Below are 20019 nucleotides of genomic sequence, written 5' to 3'. Positions count from 1 at the left end.
GCGAACAAGCCCTATGACAAAAGCAGCTTTGAATACTTGGCCTGATGGTCCTGCACGTACTTTGGCAGACGTTCCACCCCGACCGGCTTAAACTTCATCGGGCGATTGAAGATGTCCTTTCCGGATCGCACTTGAGTTTCCACCCACTGGGGGTTGAACATATCTTCAGTCATGTATTCTGTATGGCTGTAGGCGCGCATTTTCTTAAGAATCATCTCGGTTCCACCCATGAACGAGAAATGCCATCCCCCGTCCATCACCATGGTGTGCTCGCTGTCTTTTTTACTGCGATAGGTGCGCATGTTATTGCAGCCATATTTCTTAAAGAAAGAATAGTTCGCCATCACCGTTCCATGCCAAGGAATATAGTCCTTGTACATGGCGTTGGGCTCGGTGTGCTCATAGGCCAGATTGTTCAGGTAATAGTAGTAAAGCTCCTGATAGAAGGTCTTGATCCCTGGTTTGTGAAGGTATTCAGTCACCTTCTCTGGAGTCGGAATTTCATCCACGTCAGAGAAAATGATCACGTCATCCGGCGCGCAATTCACCAATGCTTTCGCCAGAGCGTTACGTTGATAATCTTCACGGTCCCAGTTGCTGAAAGGTCTTAGCTTCTTCCAATTAACTTTCGGGAAATCTTCGACCACCACATGAATGATCTTGGATTCAAACTGGGCGTAGCGTTGCTTGTTTTCGATATAAAAAAGCGGCTTGTCAGTCCCGCGGAAGGTCTTTTTGGATTCGATAATAACAAATTTATCGACGACCTTATCCAGAACGTTCAGGCGAATATCCAATAGATCCAACTCATCATAAAATACAAAGCAATCGTATACCATGGGCCTAAAATACCGAATATGCTGGTAAAAATGTACCAGTAAGTCTTCAAAGGGTTTGCGTCAATTCATAAGACACAGCCTGTCGAAATGGATGTACAGCCCAAGGCCGCTCGTAGTATGAAAAAAACATGAGATTCCTGTTTTCTTCCCTGGGCTTCCTTCTTCGCATCACCATCATTGGCGCGGTCTTTCGTGCCATCGTAGCCATCTATCTGCAGATCTGGGACCTGATGGATTTCACCACCATCAAAACCACCTTTGCGGCCTTCCTGCACGGCTGGCACTTTGACTTGGCGATTGGCTCGGTTTTCTACCTTTTGCTGTACTGGATGATTCTGCTGTTCAAGCTGTCGCCCAAGGCGGCTAAACGCTGGAACTTCCTGTTTCTGTGGTTCTACATTGTGATGATCGTCACTGACTCTCTTTACGCCAAAGAGACTGGCCGCCATCTTTCTTACGAGATTTACTCGCTCTTCACGATTGAAGGATCGATGCTGAGTCTTTTTGGACGCTACTGGATTGCCGTGCTTGTTTCATTGGCAGCCGCCGCCAGTTTGAATCTTTGGGTGTCACCCAACTATAAAACCACTTCCGGTCCCGTTGGTCGCATCTTTGCCATGCTGATGGCAGCGATTTTGGCCGTCATGGGTTTCCGCGGCTTTGAAGGCATCCCCCAAGATCCTTCCTGGGCCTATCGTGCCGGCGGCGGCCCGCAAGGCGCATTCCTTGCCCTGAACGGAGCTTATGGAATCTTCTGGGCGGCAGTGGGCGAGAAAAAATCCAGCAAAGAAAACGTCGCATCCCCCAAAGACATCGACACCGCAAAAATCTTTGCCGCCTGGAAAGCCCAGCGTGGTATTCACACACCTATCGGTGGTTTTGACGGCAATATCGTGATCGTTTTCCTGGAAAGCTGGTGGGGTTCCGAGGTTGACCGCATTCAAGACGGCGTCGAGATCCTGCCGTTCTTCAATAAACTTCGCCGCGAGTCCCTGCACACTGATCTGTTCCTGGCCGGAGGACATCGCACCACCGAGGGGATCTTCGCCAGCATGTGCAGCCTTCCCAACCCATTGGGAAAAAGCATCATGTACTCGGAAATTGAAAACAAAGACTTCGTCTGCCTTCCCCGCTTGCTCAGCGAAAAAGGCTATAGCTCGGCCTTCTTCCAAGGGTCTGATCAGTACACCAGCGGCACGGGGTTGCTAGTGCTGAAAACTGGCTTCCAAAGCTCGTATGGAAAACGCGATATCCCCGATTACGAAAAACTGGAACAAAATGCCTGGGGTGTTTACGACACGGATTTGTACAAATTTGCGCTGGATAAAATGACCAGCCTGCGTGAACCGTTCCTGGTGGGTATCAACACCAACACCACGCACGACAATCTGTTCCCGGCTCGAGCGGATCGCCAAAAGTATAAGACCATTCGTCAGTGGGCGGACACTGAACTTCAGGAGTTCCATAAGCTGTTACAAAGTCGCAAATGGGAAAAAGACTGGTTGCTGGTCTTGGTGGCCGATCACACCACCTACGGCGGATCGAGCATCTTTGATCACTACGCGATTCCGTTTTTGATGAAACACTACACCAAAGACGGCAAGGAAAGCCGCGTGCTTCCGAACAAGCTTTTGCCAGGAGCCTTCTCGCAACCTGATATCGCAGCCACTTTAGCTGACATCACAGGCGTGAAAGCACCGACCTTCCTTGGAAGATCCTTGGCGCGCCCGGAGGCCTTCAGTCCCGGAGCAAGTATCTTCCATTTGGGGCAGTCAGCATGGTTTGAAAACGACTGGGCGGTGGTCTTTAACATCCGCAACCCCGGCGAAGAAAGATGCTTTAAGTGGAAAGAGGACATGAGCTTCACCAAAGAATCCCCATGTCCTGCCAATGGTAAGAAAATGCACGAAGAAGGCTTAAGCTATATTAAAGAGTCGCAGGAGATTTTGTTTAAGTAGCTTACTGAATCCATCCTCAAAGAGTTGCCGAAGCCAAAGGCTTAGGAACTCTTTTTACCATCGGCTCTCGACGTTTTCTTTCCAGAGTACTGCAATTATCTGCTGTGGACAGCAAGATCCAAAGGTCGTTCCAAGCACAGATATGTTCAGATATCTGAAAAACAGAGTCGTTTTTCAGATTACGGGACAGCAGAATACCGTCGTCATTGGTCAAATTTGACAGCACCCTTGGCATATCTTCAGAATTGAACATCACTGGCACCCGGTCCCAATACCAGGCCACGTAAGAGCTAGTCATTTCTCCGCGAAGGCGATCTTCTTCTGTCGCTTCAAAATAGATGTTCTTGATCGGCGTCCACTTCACATCGTTTGAAAGAGCGAAGATTCCGGCACTCCCCACATTATGAACAGTTATTGGCAAAAAACTAACCAAGAAGAAATAGACAACCCCCAAATAGAAAAGGCCTCGACTCCAGTTCAGAATGTTCACTTTTATTCTTTGAGAAATCAGGAATGCAGCCCCCAGAGCGATCCAAGGGAAAATCGGTAACAAATACTGCCTGTTGTGGCGGTGACTGAATCCATACACAGCGAAGTGAACTGCAAACTCCAGAGCCACGACACAAGCAAGCGTCCGATAGTTTCGTCTCCACATCAGCACCAATCCCGGAATAAAAAGAAGAGCCACCAGATGAGCGTGCGTCAATGTGTCTCTTAGATACCAAATAGCTCCGACCGGATCCGTCGCCGCTTCTTGAACGTCGTTATGAACTATGAACTGGCGATACCAGTAAGACTTCCAGAAAAGAAATCCTTGGGAAGAATAGTGACCCCAGGTAAAAAGGCCGAACGGAACTAAAAACCCAATCAACGCCAGACTCATAGCCCTGATTTTCCATCCACTTCTCATCAGGAAAAAAATCGCCACCGGAAATACACCTACAGCCGCAGCGCCTTTGACAAGAACCGCCAAACTTAGAAAGAACCCGGTCGCCACACTGTCCAGTGTTGAGCCCTCAGAGTCCACCCTGCTTGAAAAATAGAACGCCACCAGTATAAAAGAAATCATCGGCATATCGAGCCAGCCGCTGGACATAAAGTTCATATAGACATTTATAGCTAGAAGACACAGCGTTGCAAATAAGGCCGTATTTTCGTCCACCAACCGTCGAATGGCCGAGAAGAATGCCAGCACCCCTACGATTCCCAAGACGGAAGCAGAAAAATGAATTCCTTGGGCAGTCGCTCCCAACAATTTGATGGAAATAGCATTGAGCCATAAGCCCAAATAAGGATGCTCTATAAAAGGATCGAAAATACCCGGGGCCAGTTTGGGGCGAAACCAATCTCCGCTTTCTAAAAGCCCTCGCGCGATAGCTCCGTAAGTCGCCGTGTCCAAGCCAACTCCCGGCTCCCAGCTGTTAGCAAAAACAAATAAAATGAAAGAAAGTCCGATCCAAAGGACACTCGTCCCACGCATGATGTCGCCCCGTTATGATGTAAACAAAGATTACAACACCATAACAAAACAAACAACTGTTGGTTTTCTATAAAAATCGCGAGCTTTATCTCACCACCGCGCCTAGACCTCTACCCGGCTCTTACTTTCCGCCCCCTACAGGTCCGCTAAGCGCAGGCTTCAGCATCAACATCATGGCCTTGCACGTGGCATGAGATCCATCGTCCCAGAAAGAAGGCCCGGCATCATCCCCGGGCACCCCGTCCCAGTACGACTGCACGTGAACCTTGTCGGACTCGAGGCCCTTGATCATCTCTAGCCAATTTTGGTGAGACTTCGCCGCTTCCGGGTGGTCTTTCGCGTGTCTGCGAACGAATTCAGGATGGAACGGCGGAACCAGAATCAGGACTTCCACACCCTGTTCAGCCGTGGCTTTGATCTGCTTTTTGAATAACTCGACAAATTTGGGATTCAGTGGCGCCTTCATCGGACCACCGAAGGTGGAATAGCTGACGTCGATTTCTTTGGCCAAAACATCCGGCGTGGCTTTTCCGGCATAATCAGCCGCCGCGCACTTTTGATAATCAATGCCACTGCCGCTGCCTTTGGGCGCAAACATGCCGTCAGCTTTTTTCTGATTCAACTGATGAATAGCCGCTTCCAACGTGTTGTGACTGATCAGACTTTGCAGGTGCTCTAGATAGTACTTCATCCCATCAAGGCCTTCGACGTCTGCCAAAAGCTTTTCACGCAACACTGGGGTCTGACGAACCTTTACGTCCGTCACTTCCCCCGCAAGTTCGAAATAGTCGGCAATCCAGATGACTTTTTTCAAAGGCAGCTTTTGATCCAAAGCGGTTCTTAACAGCGACACTTTCAAAAGAAGGCCTGCGCCGCCCTTGGAAAGATTGATCGTTTTTAGCCCGGTGACTTCTTCCACCCACAATGCGGAAGTCGTTTCACCACGAGAAGACCCCAAAATCACAACTTCAGCATTGAGATTAGCCCCCACAATCTGGGCCGCCTGATAATAGACGTTCTGGCTTTGTCTGTTGGTATCAATAACGTCACAGCGATAATAACACATCGGATCCACAGCAAAGTTAAACCCCGCCACCAGCCCCATAAGTCCGATGATGAAAGCTGCAAGGAAAAGAATCATTTTCAAAGTATTGCTTTTCATACGCCCCACCTAGAATTGGAAGTAAAGGAACGGAGATTCCTCACCCATATACATCAGACACACCACGAACATGAATGCCATCAAAGCCGCACGCCAAAGCGTCGGTTTGAATTCGCGCTCCCATGTGTTTTTAGCCAAGAAGGCCACCAAGATCCCCACACCCAAAGCGGCAAAGAAGCGGTCTTTATGTTTAAGCGGAATCAAAGTGATATCCCAGTTAATGTCGCCATTAAGCATGAACACCTTCTGCAGCCAGAACAGAGCCTGCTCAACAGAATGCGCGCGGAAGAACACCCACCCCACACAGACCAGGAAGAAGGTGAAGGTCCACTTTATGTACTTGTTTTTAACCGTGTACCAGCCACGATCCTTAAACAGTCTTTCAATCGCCAGAATCCCGCCATGGAAACAGCCCCAGACCAGATAGGTCCAATTCGCCCCGTGCCACAGGCCCCCGATCGCCATAGTCAGGAAAAGATTGCGGTAGGTTTTCAAAACCCCGGCGCGATTTCCACCCAAGGAGATATAAAGGTAATCCTTTAACCACGAAGACAGCGTGATATGCCAACGTTGCCAGAACTCTGTGATCGACAACGACTTGTACGGAGAATTAAAGTTCTGCGGGAACTGGATGTTCATCATCAGCCCGAGCCCCACGGCCATGTCAGAATATCCGCTGAAATCAAAATACAGCTGCATGGTGTAGCCGATCATGGCAATCCAAGCCTCAGCCGTAGAAGCCCCGGCCATATTCATCACCAGAGGGTCCACGACTGCCGCGATACGATCAGCGATCATCATCTTTTTGGCCAGGCCGAAGACGAAGAAATAACACCCCTTCCAGAAGTTCTCTGGATTGAAGAAGTAGGTTTTGGAATCTTCCAGCTGGGGAACGATATAGTTGTGACGAACCAGTGGACCCGAGATCTGGTGCGGGAACAAAGTCACATAACCCGCAAACTCCAAAAGATGCGCGTGCGCGCTGGAGGTCCTGCGATAAACATCAATCACGTAAGACAACGACTGGAACGTGTAAAAGGAAATACCGATAGGCAATACCAGATTCAGTATCGGCAAAGGCGCCGCCAGCCCCGTCACCTGCAAGGCTCCGTTCAAAGAGTCCGCAAAGAAGTTGTAGTATTTAAAGAATCCAAGAATCCCGAGATTGGCGATCACCGAAATCAGCAGGAAGGTCTTTCGACGCGCCTGTGAGGTCGTCATCGATATGGCTTTGGCTAAATAGAAATCCAGCACCACAGTGAACAACAGCAGGAACACATACACCGTGCTCCAATAACAATAGAAAAACACACTTGAAAGGAACAAGAACCACAGTTGCAGGTTCTTTTTTGTGATCCAGTAATAGCCCAGCAACGTGAATGGTAAAAATAGGAATAAAAAGGCGTAGGAGTTAAAAAGCATGGGCACACAGTACCCAATAAATGGCTCAGAAAAAAGGTTCTGGCACCGTTTCGGGCCACGGTGCGTCTAACGCAACATGGGCCCGAAAAAGAACCAGGAACCTTTCTATTTTAGGCCTAGCAGGAAGTCGAAGTCCTCTTTGGTCAGGGCGCCACCGGCGCCGGTCAGGTCCGTGCTGGCTTCCGCTTCCGAGAACAGGCTTTGGAACTTGCGGTTTTTGCGCTCTTTCAAAAGCTCCATTTTTTCTTCCAGGGATTCGTGCATGATATAGCGGAAGACCTGAACGGCCTTACGCTGCCCCAAACGGTGCGCACGGTCTGTGGCCTGATTTTCCACTGACGGATTCCACCATGGCTCCAAGTGGAAGACATAGCTGGCCTTGGTCAAATTCAAACCCACCCCGCCCGTTTTCAAGGTCATCACCAGAACGGCTCCGCCCTTGGTTTCGTTGAAGTCCTTTAGGATCTTCTGACGTTGTTTGGTCGGAATCGCCCCGTGCAGGACAAAGACCGGGATGCCGACTGCTTTCAGAAGCTTTTCGGTGCGCTCCAAGGTCTGCAGGAACTGAGTAAAGACCAGCGCACTTTCACCGGACTCGATGATCTCTTGCAAAGAGTCCATCAGGGCCTCAAGCTTCGGCGGAGTCTTTTCGTACTTCACTTCCGGCAAGGCCCCCGGATCAGAACAAGCCTGACGAAGGCGCAGAAGCGCGGTTAACATCTGCAACTGGGACTGAGCTTCCCCCGCCTCACGGATGGTGTCTTGAATGCGCTGATTATACGCAATCGCAATGTCGCGATAGATCTGCTTTTGCTTGTCTTCAAAGGCGATGCTGACCTTGGTTTCCTGCTTTTCAGGAAGCTGATCCAGGATTTCTTTTTTAGTTCTGCGCATGATCAAAGGCTTGGTTTTAAGCTTCAGATCCTCGACGTCTTCAAGTAACACCACTTCAGTGTTCACGAAGTGACGGCGGAAATCATCGTACTTGCCAAGACATCCCGGCACCACCAGATCCAACAACGAATAGAACTCACCAAAGTGATTTTCCATCGGCGTACCGGTCAGACACATTTTAAATCGGGCGTTGAGCATACGCGCCGAGCTGGTTCTTTTTGCCGTGATATTTTTTAGATTCTGGGCCTCGTCAAAGATCAGCACATTCCAGTTGTACTGACTTAGGAACTCGTCGTTTTCCATCAAAAGACCATAGGTCGTAACCACCACCAACGGTTCTTTGGCCTCAAGCCTTTTACCGATGCGATCATGGTCTTTACTGGTAAAGATCTCAAACGGCAGTTCCGGAGTGAACTTTGCCACTTCGCTTTCCCAGTTGTACACCAGACTTGAAGGCACGACGACCAACACCTGCCCCAGTTGCTCGCGCGTGCGAAGCAGATCCAGGAAGGACAGCGCTTGCAGAGTTTTCCCCAGACCCATGTCATCCGCCAGCAGTGCGCCCATGCGCAGAGTGAAGAGATCCAGCAACCACTGCACGCCTTCGTGCTGATAAGTCTTTAGCTCCGCTTTCACAGAACCCGGCAGCTTCACCAAATCCGTGCGTGATCCCAAACCATCATAAAATGCACAGATGCGCTTCCATTCATCATCCCCGCGGAAGGCATAACCTGACGCCCGCAAGGCCAGCAATTCAAGCGCTTGATGCTTTGGCAGTTGATAGTACTTGTCAGTCCAGGCTTTTTTCGACGAATCTTTTTTACCCGCCTGAAGCTTTTGCCAGAAACCTTCCAAACGGCGCAGTGAAGGGATTTCCTTGCGCGGCACCAGGAAGAACTTTCCGTCGTATTCAACCACGCCACCGCTTCCCATACTTTTTAACTGGGTGGCATCGATTTCTTTGCCTTGCAGGAAGAAACGAGGATTCAATTCAAACCAGTTCAGCATGCCTTCATCAAGTTTGCTGACGATCTGGAAGTCGACAACGAATTCGTTCTGCCCCAGCTCTTGCAACAACTGACCACGCACGTAAAGGCGAATGCCATGATCCACCAGGGGCTGCAACAACCCCAAAGACTGCGTCGGCGTGACGTCTTCTTTACCCCATGACGGCATAAAGAAATGACCTTGCTCCAACATTGGATCTTCTTCGATCTTTCCATCCCAGGTCTTGGTCAGAAGACCTGTGCGGGCCCGCTTAAAGGCACTGCCTTGAGTGGAAAAAGCCATGTATTTTAGAATTTCATAAAGAACGCGGAACTCCCGTTCAACAGATCCCGAGAACAGGTATTCACCCTTGGAACTGTAGATGGCTTCACGCTCGCCCACCGATTTCAGGACCTTGGCGACATAGTCGGCAAAGATACCTAAAACGCCTTTAGAACACAGTTCATCCAACGGCTGAGTCTTGGTAAGACTAGTTCCGTCACCAGTCACTAAAAGGCTGTGGACTCGGGTGTGCAACGCCGGGAAGATATTCGCCGGATCACAAGTCGTTCCATCAGTCAGTTGACCTTCAAAGTGATAAGTCAGGGCTTCCAAAGTCAGATACTGCAAGACGCCCAGATGCTTTAGGATCTTCAAATCCCATTCGCGCTTTTTAAAACTGCTGGAGGCCAGAGTTTTAACCTCCGTCTGCAGCAAAAAGCCCAAGCCCTCTTGCAAAGTGCGCATGATCAACACAACCGGAGTGCTAAAGCCCCTTTTGCTGACGGATTCTTTTTCGTTTAGCGTGAAGACTTTTTCCGGAACAAAGCCCGCATCGTCCTGATGGTGTAGATTCAGGACACTCGCAATCGCGCCCATGTCATGACTGCCACCTTGAACCCGCACCGGAAGTGAGCGACCGCGCAGGAACTTCATAAAGGCCGCGGTTTCGCCTTTACCTTCCACATGCAGGTGCGAAAACGTCCTTGGACGGTCCACTTTCAACTGGCGGGAGTAAAACTGATCTAGAGCTTCGCTTTCTTTCTTCCACGCAAAAGCGACCACCGCTCCGCTTGAAAAATCCACGGCGAAGTTATCAAAGAAAATGTATTTTTGACGGTCTTTTTGCGCCGTCAGCAGTGCCGAGGTCTTTACTTCCTCAGAACCGCTGAATTCAACCTTCCATTCAAAGGCGTATTCGGCTTCAACGCTGATATTGGAAACCTGGAAGGCCTTGCCAAGATCCTTTTGATCCTGCAAATAAAACTTCAGGTCCCCTTTGTTCACCCGACGCGTGATACGGGAAAGAAGCTCCTGCATGACGGATTCAATATCCAAAAGATCCCGGCTAAAGAAGCGATGTGGATCGCTTGGCAACAGCGGCCAGTAAACCTCAAAGGTCTCTTTGCGCGCCGGGCCTGGCAATAGATCGCGGGGCACAACAGAACGATAAGCATGACGAAGAATATCTCGGCTGCTGATCTGCACACCGTCACTGAAATTATATCTTAAAAGCCCGGCCAACTGATCCTGATGGCGCACATCCGCCCAATAAACGGTTTCTTTTTGCAAAGAGCCGCGGAAGGCCTGGGGAAGACCCCATACCGCCCCCGTGCTGGCATCATCCCCCTCAGGCACGCGGGTCAGCTCATAGACCTTATTCCAATCTGGCAGATATTCTTCCAAGGCACGATCGTCGTCCAAAGACAGGGTTTCAGAAACCAGACTGATGGATTCAAGTTTTAAGTTGTCAGGCAGGCCTTTGCCATCCCCTTCACCCCGACGGGCTTTTTGGGTCTCCGTCAGATCCCAGAAATCCTCACAGAAGTTACTGACTTGAAAACTGTGATTGCGCAGGAATCCGCGATCCACCGACAGGGCCCACCAAATCAGAATCAACGACGCCCACTCATGAACACAGATGTCTTCTTTGTCCTTGCGGCTTTCAGCACACTGGGCACAGTGGAATGTCAGATCCCCGCCCTCGCCGTCTTCTTCGACCTGCACATAGGATTTGCGCAAAGAGGATTCTTCCGCATAAACGAACTGAATTTCCAGTCCGCCGTCTTCCTTCTTTTGGATGTTGTGACCATCCAGGGACATTTTTTTAAGAATGCGAAATGCATTTTCAGCAACAGGCATTTGCTCCAGGGTCGCAAGATCCTTGGGGCTGACTAAATGAGAAATTTTTTGAAGACTTAATCCGGAAAAGGCCATCCCTACAAGGTAGCAGAAGTCCTTGAAGAATAAAATTCTTTATACCAGTGAATTGTTTCTTTCAGAGCATCTGTGAGATTTCTTTGAACTTTCCAGTTCAGATCGCTCTGAGCGAGCTTTGAATCCAAATTCGCATGAACTGACAAAGAGGACTTCGACCCCTCGCCCAAATTCACCCGGGCATTTTCTCCCCAAGCCACAGCCAAAGCTTGCGCAACTTCGCCGACTGTGCTAGTATCTTTCGCCGCAAAATTATAGGTGGGCGCCAGCTTCGGCCCGCGCTCATACAAGGCTTCGGCAAGACACATCAACCCCGCCACCTGATCCTGCACATGAATCCACGGACGCACGGACTGCGGGTTCTTTAAATCAAAACTGTTCCCCGCAACGAAGGCCTGCACGGCCTGCGGAACCAACGCGTGCTCGGTAAAATCCCCACCGCCGATAGCAGAACCCATGCGGGCCGTGGCAACGGCGATTTTATGCTTGTTGTATTTTTCAGGAGCAAAAAAACTCTGACGATAAGAAAGCGCAATCATCTCAGCGCACAACTTGGCTGTCGGCAAAATCGCGGACGGCGCCACGGCGTCTGTTTCAGCCAGATCCACTCCGGAGCTTTTCCGTGCATAGACCTTATCTGAACTGACCACCACCAACGAACGAACTGACGCTGTTTCCCGCATCAGCTCCATCAGGGTGGCTGTCCCTAATGCCGCTTTGGCAAAGGTTTCCAAAGGTCTTTTGCCAAGATCTGAAATCAGACCGCTTTCACCCAAATGCAGAACCACGTCGGCTTGCGCAAACTGCAAAGCTTCGCGCAAAGCGGACTCATCCCGCATGTCCCCGTAGGTCATCGAGATTTTCTGTCCAAGATTTTTCAGGTCAAAAAGATTGGGAGAAGTGCTGGCTGGCTCACCAAAACCAAACACCTGAGACCCGGAATCCAGCAGCGTTTGCACCAACCACGCCCCCAGAAAACCCGTGGGGCACGTGATGAAAACTCTTTTGCCGTTCCAGAAATGAGTCACGGCTTAAGCACCGCCAAGAAGGTTTTGCTCAACACCCTGACCGCGATGATCCGGATGCACCCAGTGCGCCAGAACCTTGCCTTCATAGTTCCAGTAAAAGCCCACAGGATCGGTTTCAAAGATTGCCACACGCAGTTGGCCGTTCTTTTCAGTCGCTTTCATTTTCAAAAGGGTCTGAGCCAGGGATTCAGGGCTGATCTTCCCACTGGATGCAGACGGCGTGCAGTGCGCCTCATAAAGACGGGCCAGCAAAGAAAGCTCAACAAGATTGAACATGCTTTCACGAATAAAGTACTTATCAGTCTGAAGTGATGTCATCCCCATAGCCTAACGACTCCGCCCGACTGAGGCAATGCCAAAGCAGGAGGGCCTCTTTAATGACCTAGCCCAAAGGCGATAACCCCACGAGGCTGAGCCCTGGATTCCATAAACCGCGCCAGAACCTCGGCCATCATCAGGTTCATGTGACCGGCTTCAATCTCGGGCACATCGGCCACGTAGAAACGATTTTTGGACTGCACGATATAGGGGACGATTTCACGGGTGATCGAATTTCGCGATTCAGCCAGCATGGAAAACTTGCTCATGTCCGAAGGTAACAGCTCCACCTGCTCCGTCAGGGTTTTGCTGTTTTTCTTGAAGAAACCACCTTCATACAGAACCTCATCAAAGAAACCTGTAAATTCCTGGCGCGCCATTCTTAAGAACCGCAAACCCATTTCGCTTTCCAGGCGCGGACCCACCTGCCAGATGTTATAACCAAACCACGCGACGCTCCCCTTGGTATTCATAAAGTCTTCGACAAACACCCGGGGAACGCGATGGTCAAAATGAGTTCCAACATAAATATTCTTATCACAGCGGTGCACTTCTCCGCTTTGATAGCCAGCAATCCCTGACGTATGAACGGAATACCCCACATAGGGTGCCAAAAGCCCGCGCAACTGCCCGGCAAAAACCTTCCCCGAGGCCAATTGGTCCCGCGACTCTGCATCGAAGTAAATCTGCACACAGTTTGTGGTCTCGTTCGTCGACAATCCGCGAAAAGCGGCGATGCCAAGACTGCCGATAGCCACCAGGCCCAAGAGCACAAACAAGCCTCTTTGACGTCTCATTCTTCACCTACTTGAAAGGGATAACCAAGGCTAACGAGGTCTTTTTGAAAACTCGAGTTAAGTTGATGTAAAGATCGTCAGATTTAAATACTTCGAACCCCTCAAAGAATAGCTGTTGTCCGCGAGCAAAGAGGGTTTTAAGCTGTGAGATATGACAAAGTTATTGATCACGGTTCTGTCAGTTTTGGGCGTTTCCACCTCTGCAATGGCCTTTGAGTTGGCTCAAGGCTTGACCCCGCCGGGCCGTCAGCGCACCACTTTCAACTATCTGGGCTTTTTCTATGACAAAGCGGAGTTCCCGCAAGAGCGCGCCAACATGCGCTATCAACTGGTGGACTTAAGCTCCCCGGTTTACAAAACTGAAACGCAGTCCGTGGGCTTAAGCTTTTCCGGCAGCCAAATGAGCGTGGACCCCGCACAGAACGGTCATTCCGAGCTTTACGACATCAAATTCGGCGCAAGCTACACGGAAGTCATCGGCGAAAAACGTATGTGGTCGGTCATGGTGAACTACGGTTCTGCCAGCGACAAACCCTTCTATGACCCGACGGTTTCCACTTTGGGGATCACCGCCTTTTACTCTTACCCGAGTGATGAAAAAAGCAGTTGGCTGCTACTGGCGAACTATTCCAACAACCGCCCGATCCTGAACAACATTCCCCTGCCGGGTTTTGCGTGGTTCTATTACCCGTCCCGCGAATTGAATCTGGTACTGGGCGCCCCGTTTGCATCCATCAACTGGCAGTTTGCCGACAAGTTTGGCCTGACCTTCTTCACGCTGGTTCCATGGGTGATCAAAAGCACGGTCTATTATAAGCTGAACGACTTTGCGCAACTGTATGCGGGAATGGATTTCAGCCAGGTGACTTATTTGCCTTACGGCCGCGAAAACCGCGAAGACAGATTGTTCTATGATGAAAAGAAATTCCTGATGGGCATCAAGTCACCTCTGTCGAAGTCCATCTTTGCCGACTTCGAAGTGGGCCACGCCTTTGACCGCCGCTTCTTCGTAGCCGAAAACTACGAAATCAACCCCGGCAACCAAGTCGACATCGGAAACGCCTACTACGCCAAACTAGCCCTGAAAGTCGCCTTCCAATAAACAACGCAACGCTTCGGAAAAAGTAAGCAGGTACCTTTTAGACGGTTTTACCCGAAGCGGCCGGTGATGTAGTTTTCGGTTCTTTGATCCTTGGGGTTCGTGAAGATCTGGTCGCTGGCGCCGAATTCGATCAGGTCGCCCAGATACATGAAGGCGGTGAAATCAGACACGCGGGCTGCTTGGTGCAAGCTGTGGGTGACGATCGCGATGGTCACGTCTTTACGAAGCTCTTGAATCAGTTCTTCGATGTGACGAGTGGAAATCGGATCCAGTGCGGATGTTGGTTCATCGAGCAGCAGGATTTCAGGTTCGGTCGCAAGGGCGCGTGCGATGCACAGACGCTGCTGCTGACCGCCGGAAAGCGCTGTCGCTGAGGAATGCAAACGGTCTTTAACTTCATTCCAAAGGCTCGCCTGCTGCAGGGACTTTTCAACCTGTTCTTCGATGAAGCTTTTCTTTTTCACTCCGCGAACCGTCAGACCGTAAGCGACGTTGTCATAGATGCTTTTCGGGAATGGATTTGGCTTTTGGAAAACCATCCCGATACGCATGCGCACTTCCATCGGGTCGATGTCTTTACCCAGGATGTTGCTTTGATTTGGATAAAGCAGAATCTCGCCCTGGTACTGGGCATTGGCATAAAGGTCATGCATGCGGTTGAAACAACGAAGCAACGTGGTCTTGCCGCAGCCGGAAGGACCAATCAAAGCCGTCACGCGGTTTTCGTAGATCGGCAAAGTGATGCCGTTCAGAACCTTTTTATCACCGTAAGAGAAAACCAGATTTTTAACTTCAGCGCGCAAATTCAACTGCATAAATTACCACTTCATCTTTTTACGGAAACGAGAGCGCAGGTAAATCGCCCCACCGTTCATAATCAAAGTCATCACAAGCAACACCACACCCGTGGCGGCCGCATTCACATGGAACTCCGGCTGAGGTCGTGACAACCAGTTAAACATCTGAATCGGCATCACGGTGAATGGATCCATGAGCCAGTTAAAGTTCACATAAGGGAACTGCCCGTCAATCGGCGGTGTTGGCAAGAAGGCGATGAACGTCAAGGCACCGATCGTGATCAGCGGAGCGGTCTCGCCGATCGCACGGGACAACGAGATGATCACACCCGTCAGAATACCACCGGAAGAATAAGGCAGAATATGATAGCGGATGGTCTGCCACTTGCTGGCCCCCATGGCATAACTTGCCTCACGAATGGTGTTCGGGATCGCACGAATGGCCTCACGTGTGGTCACGATGATGATGGGCAGAACCAACAAACCCAGGGTCAAACCTGCCGTCAGAATACTCTGACCCAGCTTCAGCTTGTAAACGAAAAGACCCAGCGCCATCAGACCGTAAGTGATCGACGGAATCCCCGCCAGATTGATGATGTTCAATTCAATGATCTGAGAAACCCAGTTTTTCTTAGAGTATTCTTCCAGATAAACCCCGGCGGCAATCCCCAACGGAATGGCACAAAACGCCGTGGTCAGCATGATCAGGAAAGACCCCACCCAAGCCGACAAGATCCCCGCTTTTTCAGCAAAGCGCGACGGGAAGTTCACAAAGAATTCGGCATTGATACGCGGAACCCCGGTCATTCCCAGATCCACAATCAGGGTTAACAAAGTCACCAAAGCAAAAAGCAGAGACAACAAACCCATCAGGGCAAAAGCAAAATCCCACATCTGACGGCGCTTGATATTCGCCAAAAGTTCCTGACGTGATTCCATTTACTCTTTCTCCTGGAACTTTTTGCGCAGCCACAGGCCCACGATATTGAAACACAAGGTCAGCACCAAAAGACTTAAGCCCGCCACGTAGATACTCTGATACCCGATCGAACCGTGAGGCAAATCCCCCAAGCTGACTTGAACGATAAAGGCTGTGATGGTCGCTGCAGGTTCCGTGGGGTTGATGGTCAAATTCGGCTGCATACCGGCAGCGATCGCCACAACCATGGTTTCACCCAAAGCACGGGAAATGCCCAGAATATAGGCAGAAGTGATCCCCGAAAACGCCGCCGGAATCACAACCCGGAAGGCCGTCTGCATGCGCGACGCCCCCACCGCAAAGGAAGCCTCACGCAGATGATTAGGCACCGAGCGCATGGCATCTTCACTCAGACTTGAAACGTAAGGAACGATCATCACCCCGATCACAATCCCGGCACTCAGGACATTGAACCCACCAAGATTAGGAATAATCTTTTGCAAAAGAGGTGTCACAAATAACAATGCAAAATAACCGTACACGACAGTCGGTACAGCGGCGAGAAGCTCGAGGATAGGTTTTAAAATTTCGCGCGCCGAAGGACGAACGTACTCACTTAAGAATGCCGCTGCCACCGTCCCCAGTGGAATTGCCACCGACAAGGCGATCACCGTGGAAAGCAAAGTTCCACTGAGCAGAGGCAAAATGCCATAGCGGGCATTTTCAAAAAGCGGAGTCCACTGCGTGTCGGTTAAAAAGTCCTTCAGGGAAACATGTGCAAAGAACGGCATGCTTTCCGTCACCAGAATACCGACAATGCCGATGGTGACCAGAACCGAGGAAGCCGCCGCCAGGAACAGAACCGTTTCGATGGCTCGCTCCCTTAAACGACGCATCCGCCGGACCGGGTGGTCGGCGGATGTGAATTCAGAAAGTTTTCTAAGTTGGCTTTTACTCACGTGGCTAAACTACAACGAACCTTCACGTTTCATCAACTCTTCAATTTTCAAACCCACTTCAGAGTGGCCGCCAAAGACGGTTCCAAGCTTATTCTTTTTAACGTGCTCTTTAACCATGTCATAAGCCTTGGCTGGAAGTGGAACGTATTTCACCTGAGGAACGATTTCGAAGGACTTGCTGATATAGAAGTTCACGAACTCTTTCACTTCGGCTTTCGCCATGGACTTTTCGCTGACGTAGATGAAGATCGGACGAGACAATGGGAAGTAAGAACCGTTCTCAACAGTTTCACGCGCTGGAAGCACCGCTTCGTTTTTCTTAGGCGCTTTGTCGCCACCCACGATGGCTACGACTTTCAGCTTACCTTTGTTCTCTTCATAGTACGCCAGTGGAACATAGCCCAAAGCGTAAAGATCGTTGGAAACACCGGTTACCAGGGTGTTGTCATCTTCAGACGCTGTATAGTCACCGCGGGAAGACTTGGATTTACCAACAACCGCTTCAGTGAAGTAGTCAAAGGTGCCGGAGTCAGAACCAGCGCCGTAAAGCTTCAGCTTTTCTTTTGGCCAAGCTGGGTTTACGTCAGCCCAGGTGTTGATTTTACCTTGAGCGCCCGGTTCCCACATTTTTTTAAGTTCCGCCACGGTGATGGACTTCAACCACGTGTTCTTAGGGTTTACCACCACAGCAGTAGCGTCATAAGCGATTGGCAGTTCCAGGAACTTGATACCCGCTTTACGGCAAGCTTCGATTTCAGAGGCTTGAATTGGACGGGACGCATTTTGAACGTCTGTTTCACCACGGCAGAACTTTTTGAAGCCGCCGCCTGTTCCCGAGATACCCACGGTCACGCGCACTTTGCCACGCTGGGAGGTTTGGAACTCTTCCGCCATCGCTTCGGTGATTGGGAACACGGTGGAGGAACCATCGATTTTGATTACTGGAGCTTGTGCGTGCGCCAAAGCCGCACCCATAACAACAGACAAAGACACTACAAAGTTGGTCAACATAAAATCTCCCTATGGATTTATGGGACAAACTCTAGCACTATGATATTGCGCTGTATTGTTAAGGTTTTATTATGATTTTAGCCGTTTCGCGTTACCAAAACCTAGGATAGACTAAATAAATCTATGATTACAGACCTTCTGAAAGACCAAAATACTCTGCTCGAGAAGATCAATAAAACGATCCCCAACAGCGTCTATATCTTCGACCTGAACGAGGTCAATATGGTGTGGTTCAACGACCGGGTGAAGGATCTGTACGGTTACACTCTGGCTGAGCTTCGCGCCCTGGGCCCGGAATACTACGCAAGATCCATGCATCCGGACGACATTCCGGTTTTGAATGCCGCCATCGAAAAGTCCCGCACTTTGAAAGAGGGCGAGGTTATTTCCATTGAATACCGCTTCAAAGATCACAACGGCCAGTACCATTGGATCAACGATCGCATCACGCCGTTTTCCCGGGATGCTGATGGCAACGTCGCCACTATTTTAGGCATCGCCACCGATGTGGATGACCGCAAGAGCTATGAAGAAACCCTGAAAAAAACCATCGAAAAAATGAACCTGTCCCTGTCGGCCGCCAATATGGGAACCTGGGAGTGGGATATCGAAAAAAACCGCCTGCAGTGGGACACGAAAATGTATGAGATGCATGACGTGCCGGTGCTGCCGGGCTTAAACCCGCTGGATGAAGTCTGGAAACGCGCCATTCGCGAAGACATGGAAAGCGTCAATCGCCGCATTCAGGAAGCCGTTGAAAACCGCCAGGATTTCTATGTCACTTACCGGGTGACCCATTCCAATCAGCAGATTCATCATATCAAGTGTTATGGCAAGTTCATGACCAACACCGGAAGCCCGCGCATGTACGGTGTGGCTTGGGATTCCACCGAAGAATTCCAGACCGAGCGGGAAATGGCTGAAGCCAAAGCCAAGCTGATTTCCTCCACCAAAATGGCCGCCTTGGGGGAAATGTCCGGCGGTATCGCACACGAGATTAACAATCCCCTGACCGTCATCCAGGCCCGCGCCTTTCAGTTGCAGCAGATGGTGGATGCCGGCAAAATGGACCCCGCAAAAATCAAACAGGCCGCAGAAAGCATCAGCCGCACCGCTGACAAAATTGCCCGCATCATCAAGTCCCTGCGCTCGTTTGCACGGGAAGGAACTTACGATCCGTTTGAAGTGGTCCCCTTAAAACAAATCATCGAAGAAACTTTGGAATTCTGCCGCACGCGGTTTTACAACCACGGCGTTGAAGTCGAAGTCGGTGAAATCGATCCGGAACTGGAAGTGGAATGCCGCCTGATTCAGCTTGAACAGGTGCTGCTGAATCTGCTGAATAATTCCTTTGATGCCATCAGCGATTTGCAGGATAAATGGATTCGCATCAAGGTGACAGAGCAAGTCGACAGCATCGAAATCCGAGTGATTGATTCAGGCAACGGAATTCCGGAAGCCATCGCAGAACAGATCATGCTGCCCTTCTTTACAACCAAGGAAGTCGGCAAAGGCACAGGCCTGGGTTTAAGTATTTCGGCAGGGATTGTGAAGAGTCACAAGGGGGAACTTATTTTGGACCGCCAGGCCCCGAACACGACTTTTGTAATTCGTCTGCCGCGCTGGCAGGAAGAAGAAGCTCTCAGCTATTGACAGCGCGAGCACACACCAAAGAAATCCAGGCGGTGGGCCACTTGTTTGTACCCCATCGCTTCGACCATTTTGATGTGCTGATCCAGATCGCAGATATGCAAAGGCTCGACCCGCTGACAGTGGCGGCAGATTACGTGATGGTGATGGTGACCGGATTCCAGCGTCAGCTCAAAGCGCGCCACGCCATCGCCAAATTCCAAACGGGAAACAAGTCCCGCTTCTTCGAACTTTTTCAGGATACGATAGATGGTCACCAGATCCATGCCATCGGATTTATCGTCGATCTTTTTAAAGATCTCGTCAGCGGAAATAGGCTCTGGATGATGCAAAAGGATCTTCAGCAATTGACTGCGCTGCTGGGTCAGTTTCATCCCCGCTTTGCGCACTCTCTCGTTCAGAGAGTCGATATCAATATTCTTCCGATCATGGCTGCACTTGGTCATACCCTAGGAGATACACCAAATGCGGCCCAAAAT

At 50.3% G+C, this 20019-nt stretch carries 16 protein-coding genes; 3 read left to right on the top strand and 13 right to left on the bottom strand.

The genetic code is table 11. From position 1 onward, the window contains the following. Nucleotides 1–11 precede the first annotated feature (11 nt). Nucleotides 12–857, bottom strand: a complete 846-nt coding sequence (locus ACZ520_RS07685; protein ID WP_464128401.1) for a glycosyltransferase family 17 protein — start codon at nucleotides 855–857, stop codon at nucleotides 12–14. A gap of 110 nt (nucleotides 858–967) precedes the next feature. Here ACZ520_RS07685 and ACZ520_RS07680 point away from each other — a divergent pair, with 110 nt between their 5' ends. Beyond that, complete coding sequence (locus tag ACZ520_RS07680) at nucleotides 968–2797, top strand: LTA synthase family protein (RefSeq protein ID WP_464127882.1); 1830 nt, start codon at nucleotides 968–970, stop codon at nucleotides 2795–2797. 16 nt (nucleotides 2798–2813) lie between these two features. On the opposite strand, the gene ACZ520_RS07675 is transcribed toward ACZ520_RS07680, so the two are convergent. From ACZ520_RS07675 to ACZ520_RS07645, 7 genes are all read right to left on the bottom strand, one after another. Further along, nucleotides 2814–4277: an ArnT family glycosyltransferase gene (locus tag ACZ520_RS07675; RefSeq protein WP_417869515.1), complete on the bottom strand. Its 1464-nt coding sequence runs from the start codon at nucleotides 4275–4277 to the stop codon at nucleotides 2814–2816. 121 nt (nucleotides 4278–4398) lie between these two features. Beyond that, nucleotides 4399–5439, bottom strand: a complete 1041-nt coding sequence (locus ACZ520_RS07670; protein WP_464127881.1) for a hypothetical protein — start codon at nucleotides 5437–5439, stop codon at nucleotides 4399–4401. Between the two features lie 9 nt (nucleotides 5440–5448). Next, on the bottom strand, nucleotides 5449–6861 hold the full coding sequence (locus ACZ520_RS07665) for an MBOAT family O-acyltransferase (protein ID WP_417869519.1): 1413 nt from the start codon (nucleotides 6859–6861) through the stop codon (nucleotides 5449–5451). Nucleotides 6862–6966: 105 nt separating this feature from the next. Continuing rightward, nucleotides 6967–10884: a DEAD/DEAH box helicase gene (locus ACZ520_RS07660; protein ID WP_464127880.1), complete on the bottom strand. Its 3918-nt coding sequence runs from the start codon at nucleotides 10882–10884 to the stop codon at nucleotides 6967–6969. Nucleotides 10885–10961: 77 nt separating this feature from the next. Continuing rightward, nucleotides 10962–11987: an NAD-dependent epimerase/dehydratase family protein gene (locus tag ACZ520_RS07655; RefSeq protein ID WP_464127879.1), complete on the bottom strand. Its 1026-nt coding sequence runs from the start codon at nucleotides 11985–11987 to the stop codon at nucleotides 10962–10964. A gap of 3 nt (nucleotides 11988–11990) precedes the next feature. Beyond that, entirely contained in the window at nucleotides 11991–12305 is a 315-nt protein-coding gene (locus tag ACZ520_RS07650; RefSeq protein WP_088565484.1) for a GNAT family N-acetyltransferase, read from the bottom strand. Nucleotides 12306–12361: 56 nt separating this feature from the next. Next, nucleotides 12362–13102, bottom strand: coding sequence for a hypothetical protein (locus ACZ520_RS07645; protein WP_416481145.1), 741 nt, complete (start codon nucleotides 13100–13102; stop codon nucleotides 12362–12364). A gap of 151 nt (nucleotides 13103–13253) precedes the next feature. On the opposite strand from ACZ520_RS07645, the gene ACZ520_RS07640 reads away from it, so the two are divergent. Next, nucleotides 13254–14204 (top strand): hypothetical protein, encoded by a 951-nt coding sequence (locus tag ACZ520_RS07640; protein WP_374032710.1) that lies wholly within the window; start codon nucleotides 13254–13256, stop codon nucleotides 14202–14204. A gap of 47 nt (nucleotides 14205–14251) precedes the next feature. On the opposite strand, the gene pstB is transcribed toward ACZ520_RS07640, so the two are convergent. The 4 genes from pstB to ACZ520_RS07620 all read right to left on the bottom strand — a co-directional run bounded on the left by pstB (nucleotide 14252) and on the right by ACZ520_RS07620 (nucleotide 17890). Then, nucleotides 14252–15019: a phosphate ABC transporter ATP-binding protein PstB gene (gene pstB, locus ACZ520_RS07635; RefSeq protein WP_011164136.1), complete on the bottom strand. Its 768-nt coding sequence runs from the start codon at nucleotides 15017–15019 to the stop codon at nucleotides 14252–14254. Nucleotides 15020–15022: 3 nt separating this feature from the next. Continuing rightward, nucleotides 15023–15940, bottom strand: coding sequence for a phosphate ABC transporter permease PstA (pstA, locus tag ACZ520_RS07630; protein ID WP_416481144.1), 918 nt, complete (start codon nucleotides 15938–15940; stop codon nucleotides 15023–15025). Continuing rightward, a complete protein-coding gene (gene pstC / locus ACZ520_RS07625; RefSeq protein ID WP_374035563.1) occupies nucleotides 15941–16816 on the bottom strand; it encodes a phosphate ABC transporter permease subunit PstC in 876 nt (291 codons plus the stop codon). A gap of 72 nt (nucleotides 16817–16888) precedes the next feature. Beyond that, the gene (locus ACZ520_RS07620) at nucleotides 16889–17890 is read right to left on the bottom strand and encodes a PstS family phosphate ABC transporter substrate-binding protein (protein WP_416481143.1); all 1002 of its coding nucleotides are present in this window, start codon (nucleotides 17888–17890) and stop codon (nucleotides 16889–16891) included. A 123-nt stretch (nucleotides 17891–18013) separates the two neighbouring features. On the opposite strand from ACZ520_RS07620, the gene ACZ520_RS07615 reads away from it, so the two are divergent. Continuing rightward, nucleotides 18014–19543: a PAS domain-containing sensor histidine kinase gene (locus ACZ520_RS07615; protein ID WP_374032708.1), complete on the top strand. Its 1530-nt coding sequence runs from the start codon at nucleotides 18014–18016 to the stop codon at nucleotides 19541–19543. Here ACZ520_RS07615 and ACZ520_RS07610 read toward each other — a convergent pair. Beyond that, on the bottom strand, nucleotides 19537–19986 hold the full coding sequence (locus ACZ520_RS07610) for a Fur family transcriptional regulator (RefSeq protein WP_374032707.1): 450 nt from the start codon (nucleotides 19984–19986) through the stop codon (nucleotides 19537–19539). The genes ACZ520_RS07615 and ACZ520_RS07610 overlap by 7 nt on opposite strands. Between the last annotated feature and the right edge of the window lie 33 nt (nucleotides 19987–20019).

This window comes from Bdellovibrio sp. BIS2, assembly GCF_055398295.1.
The sequence above is the reverse complement of the archived record's forward strand: the minus strand, read 5'-3'. Positions and strand labels throughout refer to the sequence as shown.

Bases quoted from the DNA above. Each gene is read 5' to 3' on its own strand.
- ACZ520_RS07680 (WP_464127882.1), top strand. From the start codon at position 968: ATGAGATTCCTGTTTTCTTCCCTGGGCTTCCTTCTTCGCATCACCATC.
- ACZ520_RS07675 (WP_417869515.1), bottom strand. From the start codon at position 4,277: ATGCGTGGGACGAGTGTCCTTTGGATCGGACTTTCTTTCATTTTATTT.
- ACZ520_RS07670 (WP_464127881.1), bottom strand. From the start codon at position 5,439: ATGAAAAGCAATACTTTGAAAATGATTCTTTTCCTTGCAGCTTTCATC.
- ACZ520_RS07665 (WP_417869519.1), bottom strand. From the start codon at position 6,861: ATGCTTTTTAACTCCTACGCCTTTTTATTCCTATTTTTACCATTCACG.
- ACZ520_RS07660 (WP_464127880.1), bottom strand. From the start codon at position 10,884: ATGCCTGTTGCTGAAAATGCATTTCGCATTCTTAAAAAAATGTCCCTG.
- ACZ520_RS07650 (WP_088565484.1), bottom strand. From the start codon at position 12,305: ATGACATCACTTCAGACTGATAAGTACTTTATTCGTGAAAGCATGTTC.
- ACZ520_RS07645 (WP_416481145.1), bottom strand. From the start codon at position 13,102: ATGAGACGTCAAAGAGGCTTGTTTGTGCTCTTGGGCCTGGTGGCTATC.
- ACZ520_RS07640 (WP_374032710.1), top strand. From the start codon at position 13,254: ATGACAAAGTTATTGATCACGGTTCTGTCAGTTTTGGGCGTTTCCACC.
- pstB (WP_011164136.1), bottom strand. From the start codon at position 15,019: ATGCAGTTGAATTTGCGCGCTGAAGTTAAAAATCTGGTTTTCTCTTAC.
- pstA (WP_416481144.1), bottom strand. From the start codon at position 15,940: ATGGAATCACGTCAGGAACTTTTGGCGAATATCAAGCGCCGTCAGATG.
- pstC (WP_374035563.1), bottom strand. From the start codon at position 16,816: ATGCGTCGTTTAAGGGAGCGAGCCATCGAAACGGTTCTGTTCCTGGCG.
- ACZ520_RS07620 (WP_416481143.1), bottom strand. From the start codon at position 17,890: ATGTTGACCAACTTTGTAGTGTCTTTGTCTGTTGTTATGGGTGCGGCT.
- ACZ520_RS07615 (WP_374032708.1), top strand. From the start codon at position 18,014: ATGATTACAGACCTTCTGAAAGACCAAAATACTCTGCTCGAGAAGATC.
- ACZ520_RS07610 (WP_374032707.1), bottom strand. From the start codon at position 19,986: ATGACCAAGTGCAGCCATGATCGGAAGAATATTGATATCGACTCTCTG.